General features: G+C 61.3%; 15 protein-coding genes. 4 read left to right on the top strand and 11 right to left on the bottom strand.

Annotation, left to right across the window (positions count from 1 at the left end):
* Positions 1 to 241 precede the first annotated feature (241 nt).
* Positions 242 to 1612: an ATP-binding protein gene (locus BP737_RS12140; protein ID WP_342686221.1), complete on the top strand. Its 1371-nt coding sequence runs from the start codon at positions 242 to 244 to the stop codon at positions 1610 to 1612.
* A 70-nt stretch (positions 1613 to 1682) separates the two neighbouring features.
* On the opposite strand, the gene BP737_RS12135 is transcribed toward BP737_RS12140, so the two are convergent.
* The 10 genes from BP737_RS12135 to BP737_RS12090 all read right to left on the bottom strand — a co-directional run bounded on the left by BP737_RS12135 (position 1683) and on the right by BP737_RS12090 (position 9716).
* Positions 1683 to 2114 (bottom strand): hypothetical protein, encoded by a 432-nt coding sequence (locus BP737_RS12135; protein ID WP_342686220.1) that lies wholly within the window; start codon positions 2112 to 2114, stop codon positions 1683 to 1685.
* 16 nt (positions 2115 to 2130) lie between these two features.
* Complete coding sequence (locus BP737_RS12130) at positions 2131 to 2934, bottom strand: hypothetical protein (RefSeq protein WP_342686219.1); 804 nt, start codon at positions 2932 to 2934, stop codon at positions 2131 to 2133.
* Positions 2931 to 5108, bottom strand: coding sequence for a heavy metal translocating P-type ATPase (locus tag BP737_RS12125; RefSeq protein ID WP_342686218.1), 2178 nt, complete (start codon positions 5106 to 5108; stop codon positions 2931 to 2933). Before BP737_RS12125 ends, BP737_RS12130 begins: the two co-directional genes overlap by 4 nt.
* 9 nt (positions 5109 to 5117) lie before the next feature.
* Complete coding sequence (locus tag BP737_RS12120; protein WP_342686217.1) at positions 5118 to 6038, bottom strand: heavy metal translocating P-type ATPase; 921 nt, start codon at positions 6036 to 6038, stop codon at positions 5118 to 5120.
* Positions 6039 to 6093: 55 nt separating this feature from the next.
* The gene (locus tag BP737_RS12115) at positions 6094 to 6291 is read right to left on the bottom strand and encodes a heavy-metal-associated domain-containing protein (RefSeq protein WP_292409286.1); all 198 of its coding nucleotides are present in this window, start codon (positions 6289 to 6291) and stop codon (positions 6094 to 6096) included.
* 265 nt (positions 6292 to 6556) lie between these two features.
* On the bottom strand, positions 6557 to 7279 hold the full coding sequence (locus BP737_RS12110; protein WP_292409284.1) for a winged helix-turn-helix transcriptional regulator: 723 nt from the start codon (positions 7277 to 7279) through the stop codon (positions 6557 to 6559).
* 36 nt (positions 7280 to 7315) lie between these two features.
* Positions 7316 to 7615 carry a hypothetical protein gene (locus BP737_RS12105; RefSeq protein ID WP_292409282.1) on the bottom strand — a complete coding sequence of 100 codons (300 nt, stop codon included), beginning with the start codon at positions 7613 to 7615 and terminating at the stop codon, positions 7316 to 7318.
* Positions 7616 to 7649: 34 nt separating this feature from the next.
* Positions 7650 to 8276 carry a nitroreductase family protein gene (locus tag BP737_RS12100; RefSeq protein ID WP_292409280.1) on the bottom strand — a complete coding sequence of 209 codons (627 nt, stop codon included), beginning with the start codon at positions 8274 to 8276 and terminating at the stop codon, positions 7650 to 7652.
* Between the two features lie 34 nt (positions 8277 to 8310).
* On the bottom strand, positions 8311 to 9129 hold the full coding sequence (locus BP737_RS12095; protein WP_292409293.1) for a nitroreductase family protein: 819 nt from the start codon (positions 9127 to 9129) through the stop codon (positions 8311 to 8313).
* Positions 9130 to 9140: 11 nt separating this feature from the next.
* The gene (locus BP737_RS12090; protein WP_292409278.1) at positions 9141 to 9716 is read right to left on the bottom strand and encodes a flavin reductase family protein; all 576 of its coding nucleotides are present in this window, start codon (positions 9714 to 9716) and stop codon (positions 9141 to 9143) included.
* A gap of 170 nt (positions 9717 to 9886) precedes the next feature.
* Between BP737_RS12090 and BP737_RS12085 the strand changes: the two genes are divergently transcribed.
* Entirely contained in the window at positions 9887 to 10264 is a 378-nt protein-coding gene (locus BP737_RS12085; protein WP_292409276.1) for a winged helix-turn-helix transcriptional regulator, read from the top strand.
* Between the two features lie 283 nt (positions 10265 to 10547).
* On the opposite strand, the gene BP737_RS12080 is transcribed toward BP737_RS12085, so the two are convergent.
* Positions 10548 to 10799, bottom strand: coding sequence for a hypothetical protein (locus tag BP737_RS12080; RefSeq protein ID WP_342686216.1), 252 nt, complete (start codon positions 10797 to 10799; stop codon positions 10548 to 10550).
* Positions 10800 to 10890: 91 nt separating this feature from the next.
* Between BP737_RS12080 and BP737_RS12075 the strand changes: the two genes are divergently transcribed.
* Both BP737_RS12075 and BP737_RS12070 read left to right on the top strand, forming a co-directional pair.
* Positions 10891 to 11604: a DNA alkylation repair protein gene (locus BP737_RS12075; RefSeq protein WP_292409272.1), complete on the top strand. Its 714-nt coding sequence runs from the start codon at positions 10891 to 10893 to the stop codon at positions 11602 to 11604.
* Between the two features lie 132 nt (positions 11605 to 11736).
* A complete protein-coding gene (locus BP737_RS12070; protein ID WP_292409271.1) occupies positions 11737 to 12894 on the top strand; it encodes a TIGR04083 family peptide-modifying radical SAM enzyme in 1158 nt (385 codons plus the stop codon).
* The last annotated feature ends 68 nt before the right edge of the window (positions 12895 to 12962 follow it).

Genomic DNA, 12962 nt, shown 5'->3' with positions numbered 1-12962 from the left:
GGAGCCGTATCAGAGGTTTGACGCCAGAGACCACTCAATTTTTCTCGGGGAGGCGACAGAATACTCTGAACTATAGGAATCGTCAGCCGCTGGAAACTTTTAGGATGACTTCTACTTCAGAAAATTTGACCGAATTTCGTTGAGCAATAGTTTGCGTTCAGTTGTTCCGCACCGCAATGTGCCACCTCGATCCCGCACCCGACAACGAAGCAATTAATACTAATCATGATTAGTACTAATCATGATTAGGGAGTTCGTCGACCGCGAGACCGAGCGTGCCCTCCTCGAGGAGGAGTGGCGAAAAGACGGCGGGAGGCTGATCATCCTCTACGGGCGGCGTCGGATCGGCAAGACACGGCTGGTCACCGAGTTTATCCGCGGGAAGGCGGGTATCCTTCATTTCGCCGAGGATACCGCGGCGCAGATCCAGATCCGACGGCTGCAGGAGGCAGTAGCGCAGTTCTTCGCCGACCCGCTCCTTGCAACGCTTGAGATCACGACCTGGGATCAACTCCTTACCTACCTCTCCCAAAAACCGCTCCCGGAGCGCCGCTACCTCGTCATCGATGAATTCACCTACTTGATCAAGAACGATCCAACAGCCCTATCCGCGCTTCAGAAAGCCTGGGATACCGCCCTTGCCGGATCGAACTGGTGCATCCTCCTCTCCGGGTCGATGCTCGGGCTGATGACCGACAGTGCGCTCTCCTACACCTCCCCCCTCTACGGGCGGCGGACCCGTGATATGCTCCTTGGACCGCTCCAACTGGTGGATGCACGAAGATTCCTCCCTTCGTTCTCTTTCCAGGATGTCCTCAAGGCTCACCTGACCATCGGCGGCATCCCCGAGTACCTCCTCAAGGCCGGAGACTATCCCGACTACGCCACCTTCGTCGAGCGGGAGTTCTTCAGTAAGTACAGCTACTTCTACCGGGAGCCCTACTTCCTCCTCTCGCAGGAGTTCAGGGAGTTGAAGACCTACCAGGCGATCCTCAATGCCGTCGCCGTCGGCAACACGGCCCCGGGTGCGATCGCCCAGTTCTGCGGCATGGACCCCCGCCATCTCTACCCCTACCTTGGGGCGATGACCCGGCTCGGGATCATCGAGAAGGAGCTGCCTCTCCTCGGCAGCCGGAGGCAAGGGCTGTACCGGATCAAAGATTGTGTCTTTGACTTCTGGTACAACTTCGTATTTTCACACCGGCAGGCGATCGAGACGGAGAACCATTCAGTTGATACCGTCGATATGAACCCGTACTTCGGCAAACGGTTTGAGGTCTTTGTTCGGAACGAATTCGCCCGGAAGATCTTTTGGGGGTATACTACAGGGCGATGGTGGTATCGCGGTGAGGAGATCGATCTTGTCGCCGTCCGGGAGATCGATAACGGCATCGTCTTTGGGGAGTGCAAGTGGGGGAGCCTCACGGAAAGGGAGGCCCGCGGCGTGCTCGTACGACTTGTACAGAAAGCAGAGCATGTCCGGCACGAACACTATCCCAACGAGCGCTTCTGCCTTGTCGCCGGCGGTGTCGAAGGGAAAGGCCGGCTCCGCGATGAGGGTTTTCTCGTCTACGACCTCGCGGATATAGAAGCGGCGTACACCGCGGGGTAATTCCCCTCCACCTATTGCAGAAGTTGAGAACAAGCAGAATAGGAGGGAATGCAAAGACCCCATTCTGACTCTAACCGCTCTCGACGATGAGTTTCCCGTCGCCGATCCCCATGTTGCAGTAGATGGGGAACGTCCCGACCTTGTCCGCGGTGAACTCGATCACGTTGTCGCCCGATCGGATCGCCTTGCTAACATTGTACCCGCCGATGTTGACCACGAGCATGCACCCCCGGAGGGTGGCGGGGTCACCCTCGATCCGGACGTTCGTGCCCTGCTTCACGCGGATCTCGGCCGGCGAATACTGGAAGCCGTCGTAGCTCAGGCTGATAGTCTCGGTCTGCCCGGTCCCGGTGCCAACGGGGTTTGTTGCATTGGTGTCGCCCGTACCGGGTGTCGGAACGTTCGGGACGGGGGACGGCCCGATGCCCCCGCAGTGCATGAAGAGTATCGCAACGGCTGCTACAGCGATTATGCCGATCCCTGCTTTCATCGTTGAGTTCATGGTCCTCATCTCCTCCTTATCCAAGCTGATCCTCTTTTAGCGGCACAAAGTGCATCATATCGAAGCTCGAGTTCGTTCTCTCAAGCACTCCGACCACGACCACGTTCTCTCCGAAGAATCCCCTGATCGGGTCGCCGACCTCGTCGAACAACTTCTCTTCCCGCATCATTTCGGCCTCGGCCGAGCCGAGCACGAGCGGGTAGTACTCCCCTCCCCCGAGATCGTGCATCGAATACCCGCTCATGTCGCCCTCGGCAAGCACGAACTTCGTCGGCACGGTCTCGTTTAAGTCGAGGAAGTAGAAGAGCTTCGGCACCCCATCCGGGGCCATCTTCGAGTATACTCTCCCTTCTTCGCCCACGAGATTCCCGTAGTCGTGCGTGTCGAGGAAGTGCAGGTCGTCGACGAACGTCCCGGTTTCGGTCAGGACTCCGCCGATCTCGATCCTGTCTATCCCGAAGAAGTCCGTCAGGCTGTCTCCCGGCTTCTCGAACAACTTCTCCTCTTTCATCATCTCTCCTTCGGCGTACCCGACGATCATGGAGTTCACGCCGGGGATTCTCGCGCCTTCCGCTGCGCTGAGATTGGCAAGCGCGTTGCTCTTCGCATGGGCAAACACCTTGGGCGTGCCGTCCGGGGCGAACGCGACCTTGTAGGTGATCCCGTCGAAGATCGACGGGTCGACCGAGCCCGACATCGCACCGTCCCCCATGCCGTCCGTGACCCCGAGTGCAAAATACCCGACGGACCCAAGAAGCATGACCGCAAGAGCAAACGCAAACGCGCCCCTGTTCTCCTTGAACCATGCACCGACCTTCATGCTGTCACCCAGAACCTTGCCCACCTGAGGGTGAGCGCGTTCGTCACGACCGATACGCTGGAGAGCGCCATGGTGCCGCCCGCGATGATGGGCGAGAGCAGGAGCCCGAACGCGGGGTACAGGAGCCCCGCTGCAATCGGTATCCCGATGACGTTATACACCAGCGCCCAGGCCATGTTCTGCCGGATCTTCCTGATCGTAGCCCTGCCGAGCCGGATCGCCTGCGGCACGTCGAGCGGGTCCGAACGCATCAGGACGACGGAGCCGGCCTCCATCGCCACGTCCGTCCCCGAGCCCATCGCGATCCCGATATCCGCCTGTGCGAGTGCGGGGGCGTCGTTGATGCCGTCGCCGACCATCACGACTTTGTGCCCCTTCTCCTGGAGCCGCTTCACGTACTCGGCCTTGTCCTGGGGCAGGACTTCTGCAAAGACGTTCTCTATGCCCGCAATGTTGGCGATCGCACGGGCAGTCTTCTCGTTGTCCCCGGTGATCATCCAGGTCTCGATCCCGAGGTTCTTCAGGTCCTCGACCGCCCGTGCACTCGTCGCCTTGATGGTGTCCGCAACGCCGATGATCGCGGAGGGGGTGCCGTCGACTTTCAGGATCATCGCCGTCTTCCCCTCGTCCTGGAGACGGCCGACCACGGCCGCCGTCTCCGCGTCGAGGGTGCCCCGCTCCGGTTTCCCGAGGTAGATCGATCTGCCGTCGACGGTCGCGGCGACACCGAAGCCGGGTATGGCCTCAAACTCCCGGGCCTCCCCGGGATTCGCGCCCTGCTCCCGCGCGTACTCGGTGATGGCGTCGGCAAGCGGGTGTTCGGAGTTCCGCTCGACCGCATACGCGTATCCGATCAGGGACGGCAGATCGCCCTCCGGGCCCGCGGCGAGGAAGTCCGTCACCCGGGGTTTGCCTTCGGTGATGGTCCCCGTCTTGTCGAAGACGACCGCGTCCACCTTGTGCATCATCTCGAGACTCTCGGCGTTCTTGATCAGGATGCCTTTCTGCGCACCGATCCCGGTGCCGACCATGATCGCCGTGGGCGTCGCTAGGCCGAGGGCGCACGGGCAGGCGATCACGAGCACTGCCACGGCCACCATGAGGGCGAACGGGAACGACATCCCGAGCGCGAAGTACCACGCGACGAAGGTGATCGCGGAGATCACGATCACGATCGGCACGAAGATCCCGCTGATCCGGTCGGCGAACCGCTGAATGTCGGCTTTGCTCCCCTGTGCGTCCTCGACGAGCCGGACGATCTGGGAAAGGACCGTGTCGGTCCCGACCCTGGCCGCCTCGAACCGCAACACCCCGTTCTTGTTGATCGTCCCGCCGATGACCGTCGATCCTGCAGCCTTCTCAACCGGGATGCTCTCCCCGGTGATCATGCTCTCATCGACGGCCGATCTGCCCTCGACGACCGTCCCGTCGACCGGGACCTTCTCGCCGGGCGAGACAAGCAGGAGATCGCCTACCACAACTTCTTCGATCGGGACTTCGACCTCACGGCCGTCCCGCACCACGGTCGCGACCTTCGGCGCAAGGCCCATCAGTTTCCTGATCGCGTCGCTTGTCCTGCCTTTGGCCACCGCCTCGAGGTATTTCCCGAGGACCACCAGGGTGATCAGGACGGCCGCCGTCTCGAAGTACTGCTCCGTAACGAGCCCGAACATTGCGGCGACGCTGTATCCGTAGGCTGCGCTCGTCCCGACCGCGATGAGCGTATCCATGGTCCCGATCCGGTTCTTGAGCGCGCTCCAGGCTCCGAGGTAGAAGTTCTTGCCCACCACGAACTGTACGGGGGTCGCGAGCAAGAAGAGCAGGAGCACATGATACGGCACGTCCATGAAGACCATGCCGAACAGGAACGCCGGAACGGCAAACAGGGCGCTGAAGGCAAGGGTGATCTTCAGGTCCGAGATCTCCTTCTCCCGGATACGACGCTCGCTGTCGGGGTCGACCCCGATCTTTGCCCCGTACCCTTTCGATGCGATCAGGTCGATGAGCCTCTGCTCGTCGAGCAGCGACTCGTCGAACTCCACGCGCGCCTTCCGGGACGCGTAATTGACGTTTGCGGCCAGAACCCCGGGCGTCCTCTGGAGCGCCCTTGAGATCAGAGTGGCGCACGAGCCGCAATGCATGCCCTCGACGTTGATCTCAGCCTTTTTAACCATCTTTTCACCTTACACTCCAAGCACATACCCTGTCTTCGGTCCGTACACGTACACGACCGTGAGAACCAGGTTCATTGCGAGCGCGAGAACCGCAAACTCGCTCCCGCTTGCTTTCATATCGCCCGGCCTCATATTCCCGAACTCTTTATACAGCATGTAGCTGTACGCCGCCAGGATGACCGCCTCGGTTGCGGTCAGGATGAAGAGGAACGGTACGAGCCGGTCGTAGATCAGCATGGCAGAGAGCATGGCCCCCATCGTGCCGGCCATCAGGCCGCCCATCATGCCCTCCATCACGCCCATGACCCCGCAGGACCGCCCCGTGACGTAGCCGAGACTCATCCCGGTCAGCATTCCGACGATACTCCCGAGAAACATCCCGTTCGTCGCGCCTACGAACGCACCGATCAGGAAGCCTCCCGCCATCCCGAACGTCATGCCCGTCATCATGCCCGTCATGCAGGACGAACTCTTCCGAAACGCGTTCGAATGGTAATAAGCGAACAAGAACGCCGCGACGGAGACGGCGGTCAGGACCGTAACGCTCCAGTAGGTATTCAGGAACCCGGGGATACGGCTGAAGACGAAGGCGTAGAGCGCGGCCTGTGCAGCCAGCACGACGGCGACCGCTCCGAAGGCGCGCTTCATGAGCGCATGCTCGACCTCGAATCCCCGGGCGTTGAGGATCATGCTCTTTAAGAAGGCGAACCCGCGGCGTAGCGAGCCGGCCTCGAAGCCGTCCGCGGCCTTCTCTCCGGGAAGGAGCAGCTGGTAGCCCTTCTCGCGCAGTTCGTCGCGGATTGCCTGGAGTTGCCCTCTACGGCTCTCGATGACCACCCGGTTGTTAGCCGTGTCGATGGACTTGACCCGCGCCCCCTCGTGTCTTGCCACCGTGCGCTCGATGATCCTCGCGCAGGACTCGCAGTGCATCCCGTGCAACACGAGGTTGGACTCGATCAGTCCGGTCCCGGTCCCCGGTTCCGGTTCAGACCGTGAAGCCTTCACCCCGGATCGCCTGCCTGATCGCCTCAAGGGTCGCCTCCGAGTCGTAATCTACGATAACCGCTCCGCTCGTGTGATCGGCAGAGAGCACTCTTGCGCCATTTATTTCGCTAATCGCGTCTGCGATGAGCATTTCACAACTTCTGCAGTGCATTCCCGAAACATTCAGTGTGGTTTTCATTTGCGAAACCTCTGCTATGCCGTTGTGAGGATTCCGTAAAACGTGTTCTCACCAATCCATCTCCCTGTCGGCAACCGGGATGAAGTGTCGAGAAACGGTCTAACTATCGAGAAAGATGTACGGTCTACCGGTCGAGGGGCCGACCACAGCCGACAGATACTTCCAAAAAAAGGCGGACGCCATTCAAATTTTCTGAAAAAAAATACCGTCGGAGATTATTTATCAAAACAGGGATGACGAACCCTTCTTCCAAGACTCTGCATCGTCAACTCATCGCCGCCATGCCGTCCGGCTTCTCGCCGCCGATCCGGCTCATCGACCGGCCCGCTTCGTCGGTCAGAGCATACCGGGCGTACCGTCCCTCGTGCCGCTCGGTGATGATGCCGTCTTCCCGGAACCGCCGCATGTACCATCGGACTGTCGAGGGGGTGATCGCGAGATGCGTTGCAATCTCGGACTGGGCGATGCCCGGCGTCGACCGTATAAGCGAAAGTATCTCTTCTGCAGTCGGATTCCAGAGGTGCATGAATAGGTTGCGCTCAAGGGTCCCGTAACGCCCATGGTTCTCATAATACCGCACGAGACCGCGGTCCCGTAGCGCGGTTATCTTCGAGAGCGACTCCATCAGGTTCAAATGATACCGCAGGGTCTGGCGGTTCATCCCCAGTTCGCGGGCGATCCCGGCGAGATCGATCCCGGGTTTCGCCGTGATCACCGCATGAATTGCCGCACGTTCGCGATTGTCGAGCACGTTCCCGGCGTAGATCCGCCGGATACCCGAGACGTTATCGGTCGATCTTCGGCCGTTCAGGAGCACCTGCTGGGCCGGTCCGCTGCACGGCAGCGGGTCCTGCGGAACCGACGGGAGGGAGCAGCACCCTCCCCGGGCCGCCCCTGCCGGGGGTATACAACAGTTGCCTGCCGGCGAAACCGCTATCGCCACCATCAGCGCGAGGACGAGGGATGTCCACGCGGTGCTCCTCTTCATCGGTACGTAGTCGGATCAAACGCTATATATCAATTCTCATACCGGCAACAACAGACTCGAACTACCTCTCTCGATAAGCGGGTTTCCCGGGCATCTCCGTTGAACGGAGGCAGGGCATGCTCGTTGACCCTGCTCTGTGCCGCATACCTCTCCCCTGCACGCACTTCCGGAGCGTTCGATCGTGTAGATGAGCACTGTCCGGTTCTTCCCACCTTTCATCTTGCAGGCAAAGAACCTCGCGCACTCCCTGAAGTCAAGGTCGTAGAAGTGGACGAACTCCGTCTCCGCCCCCGCCAATGCAGCCCCTTTGAGCGCATGTACAAGCAGCGTTGCCATGTTCTCCGTCTTCCGTTGATACGGAGGACTCTCGTCATGCCTCGCATATTCCGGCAGGACCGGACGTTACTCCACCCACCGCACGTTCCGCTCGAGGTCCGGGTCCGTGGCGCGGCTTAACCGGGGGCACCTCGTCAGGGAACCCCAGCGGAGTGACGGCCACGATCCCCTTATCGTCGGGAATTCTAAGGCACGTGCGCAGCGCCCTCTCGTCCTGGAGCGGCCCGGTCATCCAGCAGGTGCCGAACCCGAGTGCGGTTGCGGCAAGCAGCAGGTTTTCCATCGCGGCGCTCGCGCTCTCGAGGTTTGCCTTGCGCATATTCGGGGCATCGGCCGCATCGGTCAGGACGACGATCACCACCGGCGCACCCCCGTAAGTCAGGGCAAACCGAAGAAGTTCCTCATCGGCGATCGGGGACGAGCCCGGCGCCTCCGGGGAATCCCGGCCCTGTATGTATTCCCTGGCGATCGCATGGAAATTCTCTCCCATCTCGCGGACCCTCTCCCCGGTCACGACCAGAAACTCCCACTGCTGGCGGTTCATGGCCGAGGGAGCCCAGTTCGCGGCATCGAGGATACGGTACACGTCGTCCCTGCCGATCTGGTGGGGAAGATACCGGCGAACAGCGCGCCGCCGGTGGATCGCATCAAAGACGTCCATAATTCATGCACTCTCCCGCATGCTCGAAGCACCCTTACCGCCACGCCACCTGCACCGGGTTGCGGCGGGGGATGCCATGGACCGCGTACCGCGGGCGGCCGAACATCATCGCGTAGGCGAACCTGCGCCCTGCGGGGATGCCGAGCTCTCTTTTGAGCGGTTCGTACGCCGTGGCGGCCATCGAAACGAAGCCGGCCCAGCAGGTGCCGATGCCGAACGCCGGGGCGGCGATGTCGAAGTGCGCGAGCGCGATGATCGCGTCCACGGATGCGGCCGGGTTCCCTTCCGGGATATGGGCGACAAGCAGGTGCGGGGCATCGCGGCAGATGACGTCGTATCCCGCCTCCCATGCACCGATGAGTCCCGGTACGTAGCCGCTCATCGGATGGCCGCTCTCCACCAGGGTCTTCATCCATTCGACCGTCAGAACGGCGATCCTCCTGACCTTCGCCGGGTCGTGGACGACGATCCACCTGACCGGCTGTCCATTCCCTCCTGAAGGTGCGTACCGGACGACGTCGAGGACCTGCAGGACTGTCTCCCGGGGGACGGGCTCGTCCGTGTAGCGGCGCACCGACCGGCGCTTTCGCAGGTAACTGCCGAGGTCGCCGGGGGAGAGGGTGCCGGCACCTGCCGGGATGAGCCTCTTCTCCCCCGGCCCGACGTTCAGGAGGAGCGCCTGCGTCGGGCAACAGGCTTCGCAGTGCCCGCAGGCGATGCAGATTTCGGCCTTCTCCTCCCGGACCCCGGGGAGGGTGTCTTCGTCCGCGGCATCAACGATCGCCATCGGGCAGACGGCCGAGCAGATCCCGCAACGGGTGCAGAGATCCTCATCTACGAGTATGGTCTCCATCATATCCCCGTTCAAGTCGTCTCCGGCCGCAGTACCAGGCTCTTCCCCGCACTCCACGCATCGCCGACGTGCTCCCCGAGCCTCCAGTAGCGGTTGTCGGGCATGGTCAGGAGGAGCGGATCGATATCCGCAAAGTCCGGCTTTCCATCCCGGATCACCGACTCGTCCGCGTATGCCCCCACGATCTCGCCGATGAAGATCGTGTTGGTCGGGAGCGGAACAGTCTGCACGAGCCGGCACTCGAGGTTGACCGGGCACTCCCGGATCATCGGTGCGGTCTTGAGCGTCCCGTAGAAGACGTCGAAGACATCCGACTTATCGGCCGCAGCCCCGGATACAAGCCCGCAGTAGTCGGTCTTCTCCATCAGGGCCGACGACGGGATATTCACCGAAAATGTCCGCGTCTCCGCGATCCCTTCGAGCGTGTAGTGGGAGTTCGCGATCCCGCAGAGGATCATCGGGGGGCTCCCGTTCGCCCGCGAGCACCAGCCCACGGTCATGAAGTTCGCTTTTGTGTTCACCTGTGTCCCGACGAGCACCACCGGCATCGGGATGAAGAAGTTTCTTCCGATCTCTTTCTTCTCCATAGTTGTTACCTCACTCCCCGCAGGATGCGGAGAACCACGGCAGAACGCCATATGCATTAAAACCGACGGATTTTCTGCTTGTGACGAACCGAACGTTAAGATAAAATACGCCCCTGGCGAATATATAGGAAATACCATCAATAAGGTAACTAACTTTCATCGGAGCAACCATGGTCTACACGAAGAACGGCAAGACTTTCCACTGTCCGGTTGAAGCAGCACTCGACGTCATCGGCGGCAAGTGGAAGCCGCTCATCCTCTGGCACCTGTGTGACGAGACCAAGCGGTTCTCCGAACTGCAGCGGGAACTCCCTAGCGTCAACGCGAAGATGCTCACCAAGCAGCTCCGGGAGCTGGAGGAGGACGGGATCGTGCGGCGGACGGTCTACCCCGAGGTGCCGCCCCGGGTGGAGTACGCCGTCACCGAGTTCGGCAGAACCCTCCTCCCGGTTATGGAGGCGCTCTGCGCCTGGGGAACGCAGTACCTCGGCATCGACGAGGGGACCGCATCCCGGTGCCCGGCGAAGACGGGGAGAGAGGATACATAATCACACCGGTGAAGTCGCCGCTGCCCCCTATTGAGTATCGCGCCACTGATATCACCGGCATCTACGTGATCCACCCGCTCTGGGTCAGACCCAACGCCCACCACCATGCCCATGCACGGACGGTCAAGATTTGTACGAGCGGATGACCTTCGCGTCCCGGAAGCATACTTGGCCGGGGTAGCGGCGGAGGCTCTGCGGGTCGACCTCACCTTGATCCGGCGGCGGCGAGATGCGTGGGCTCTTGTTCGCTCTCGCCGGAGTCGGCAGGGGAGATCGAGTTCGTCTACGTCGAGGATACCTCCCGCTCGGCGGGGATCGGCGAGGGGATCGCCACCGGCAACGCGACGTTCGAGTCGGAGGCACCGTCGTGAGAGTGCTGTGATGCAGTCCATATCCGGTTCTGCCGCATGAGAAGCACAACTTTTGCGTCGTCGGCCGCCGCGCACGCCTGGACAGGATGAAAGACGGCGCATGGCGGGACGTGCTGCTGCTGGAGCGCAGGAGCGGCAGGGTGGGCGGTGACCCGTCCGGTCATCGGCCGGAAGAAGCACCCCGCTCCGGTACAGCCCCGTTCCTCCCAAACGGCCTGCCGGATCGTTTATCCCTCATCCCGCTGTAATCTGCACATGGACCCGGTCATCGAAGCGATACGGCAGGAACTCACGGCGCACGCAGACCCCGAGATCCGGGAGAAAAGCCAGCGGTTCTTCAAGGAAGAGGTCCGGTGCTACGGGATGAAGACCGCTACCGCAATCTCGATCGCAAAGAAGTACTGGAAAGAGGTCAACTCCCGCGAGAAGCAGGAGATCTTCCGGCTCTGCGAAGAACTTTACCGGTCGGGGATGATGGAGGAGGCATTCGTGGCGTCCGTTTGGGCTCCGCGGCTCGCCGACCGCTACGAGCCCGGCGACATCGCCGTCTTCCGGCACTGGGTCGAAACCTACATCACCAACTGGGCAACCTGCGACGGCCTCTGCAACCATGCCGTCGGAGACTACATCGTGCGCTACCCGGAGCAGGTCGGGGAACTGAAGGGCTGGACGCAGTCGGAGAACCGCTGGATGCGGCGTGCGGCGGCGGTCTCGCTGATCGTGCCGGCGAAGCGCGGGATGTTCCTTGCCGAAGCCCTCGAGATCGCCGACCTGCTCCTGACCGATACGGACGACATGGTGCAGAAAGGCTACGGGTGGCTCCTCAAGGAAGCAAGCCGGAAGCACACCGACGAGGTCTTCTCCTACGTCATGACGAACAAGAAGGAGATGCCCCGGACGGCGCTCCGGTATGCCATCGAGCTGATGCCGAAAGATCTGAAGACGGAGGCGATGAAGAAGGACCGGTAGGTCGTTTTGGGGTAGGCGACGGTCCCGCCCTCCTCCCGGCCCCGGTCGGCGTGAACTGTGCTCGCCCCTCCTGTTTTTCAGGCTGCGGAGATGAATAGGTTTTAACCTCTTCAAAGAGAATCTCGGTAATTAATGAAGAGCCCCTTTCATGTCATGATCATCCCCACGCTCGGCTGCCCCTCAAAATGCCATTACTGCTGGAGTTCCGATGAAGGGTCTCCGAGGATGAGCATCGAGACGATCCGGGAGATAACCGAATGGCTCAAAGACTACCGGTCCGACCAGGTCACCATCACCTTCCACGGCGGGGAGCCGCTCCTTGCAGGCGCAGACTTTTTCCGGCAGGCCCTGCCGATCCTCGCCGGGGGCCTCGGCCACCTTAACCCGACGTTCGCCCTGCAGAGCAACCTCTGGCGGCTCACCCCGGAACTCGCCCGCATACTCGCGGAATACAATATTCCCATCGGCTCCAGCATCGACGGCCCCGAGGAGATCAACGACGCGCAGAGGGGAAAGGGCTACTTTCAAAAGACCATGCGGGGCTACGAGATCGCGACGGCGAACGGACTGGAGGTCCGGTTCATCTGCACGTTCACCCGCCTGTCGGTCGAGCGTAAGGAGGAGATCTTTAACTTCTTCCTCGCGAGGGGTTTTCCCCTCAAACTGCACCCGGCGCTGCCGTCGCTCAGGAGCGAGGACCCGAAAGAGTGGGCGCTCGAACCGGAGGCATACGGGGATCTGCTGGTCTACCTCCTTGATAAGTACCTGGAGAACCTCGGGCAGATCGAGATCATGAACATCAACGACCTCTGTAAATGTATCTTTATCCGGCACGGCACGGTCTGCACGTTTGTGGACTGCATGGGAAACACCCTTGCCGTCGGGCCGGACGGAAGCATTTACCCGTGCTACCGCTTTGTCGGGATGCCCGAGTACGTGATGGGCAACGTCTACGACCGTCCCACGCCCGACGACCTTGCCCGGTCTGACGCGGGAAAGCTTATGCACGCGTTCAAGGAGTACGTCGACCGTGAGTGCGGAGAGTGCCGTCATATCCGGTACTGCCGGGGCGGGTGCCCCTACAACGCTATAGCGCCGACAAACGGCGAAATCCGGGGCGTCGATCCCCATTGTATTGCGTACAGGCGGATATTCGACGAGATCACCGACCGGCTGAACGACGAGATGTTCGGTTCCACGGATTTCGAGACGGGGGAGTTCGGTTCGCCGTATCGGAGGAAGGCAAAACCGGGGATCATGTCGATTCTGCAGGCGATGGCGACGAAGTAGGTGCCGAGTTACAGCGAGGTCGTCCCCAAACGCCTTTGATGGGAGGGGCACTCCCTCGAAGACCTTCG

This window comes from Methanoculleus sp. UBA291 (assembly GCF_002499755.1).
In the GTDB taxonomy this organism is placed as follows: Archaea; Halobacteriota; Methanomicrobia; order Methanomicrobiales; family Methanoculleaceae; genus Methanoculleus; species Methanoculleus palmolei.
This window is presented reverse-complemented; position numbering and strand designations above follow the sequence as displayed.

Bases quoted from the DNA above. Each gene is read 5' to 3' on its own strand.
- BP737_RS12125 (WP_342686218.1), bottom strand. From the start codon at position 5,108: ATGGTTAAAAAGGCTGAGATCAACGTCGAGGGCATGCATTGCGGCTCG.
- BP737_RS12135 (WP_342686220.1), bottom strand. From the start codon at position 2,114: ATGAACTCAACGATGAAAGCAGGGATCGGCATAATCGCTGTAGCAGCC.
- BP737_RS12090 (WP_292409278.1), bottom strand. From the start codon at position 9,716: ATGGAGAAGAAAGAGATCGGAAGAAACTTCTTCATCCCGATGCCGGTG.
- BP737_RS12115 (WP_292409286.1), bottom strand. From the start codon at position 6,291: ATGAAAACCACACTGAATGTTTCGGGAATGCACTGCAGAAGTTGTGAA.
- BP737_RS12075 (WP_292409272.1), top strand. From the start codon at position 10,891: ATGGACCCGGTCATCGAAGCGATACGGCAGGAACTCACGGCGCACGCA.
- BP737_RS12100 (WP_292409280.1), bottom strand. From the start codon at position 8,276: ATGGACGTCTTTGATGCGATCCACCGGCGGCGCGCTGTTCGCCGGTAT.
- BP737_RS12070 (WP_292409271.1), top strand. From the start codon at position 11,737: ATGAAGAGCCCCTTTCATGTCATGATCATCCCCACGCTCGGCTGCCCC.
- BP737_RS12120 (WP_342686217.1), bottom strand. From the start codon at position 6,038: ATGCACTGCGAGTCCTGCGCGAGGATCATCGAGCGCACGGTGGCAAGA.
- BP737_RS12105 (WP_292409282.1), bottom strand. From the start codon at position 7,615: ATGGCAACGCTGCTTGTACATGCGCTCAAAGGGGCTGCATTGGCGGGG.
- BP737_RS12110 (WP_292409284.1), bottom strand. From the start codon at position 7,279: ATGAAGAGGAGCACCGCGTGGACATCCCTCGTCCTCGCGCTGATGGTG.
- BP737_RS12140 (WP_342686221.1), top strand. From the start codon at position 242: ATGATTAGGGAGTTCGTCGACCGCGAGACCGAGCGTGCCCTCCTCGAG.
- BP737_RS12080 (WP_342686216.1), bottom strand. From the start codon at position 10,799: ATGACCGGACGGGTCACCGCCCACCCTGCCGCTCCTGCGCTCCAGCAG.
- BP737_RS12130 (WP_342686219.1), bottom strand. From the start codon at position 2,934: ATGAAGGTCGGTGCATGGTTCAAGGAGAACAGGGGCGCGTTTGCGTTT.
- BP737_RS12085 (WP_292409276.1), top strand. From the start codon at position 9,887: ATGGTCTACACGAAGAACGGCAAGACTTTCCACTGTCCGGTTGAAGCA.
- BP737_RS12095 (WP_292409293.1), bottom strand. From the start codon at position 9,129: ATGGAGACCATACTCGTAGATGAGGATCTCTGCACCCGTTGCGGGATC.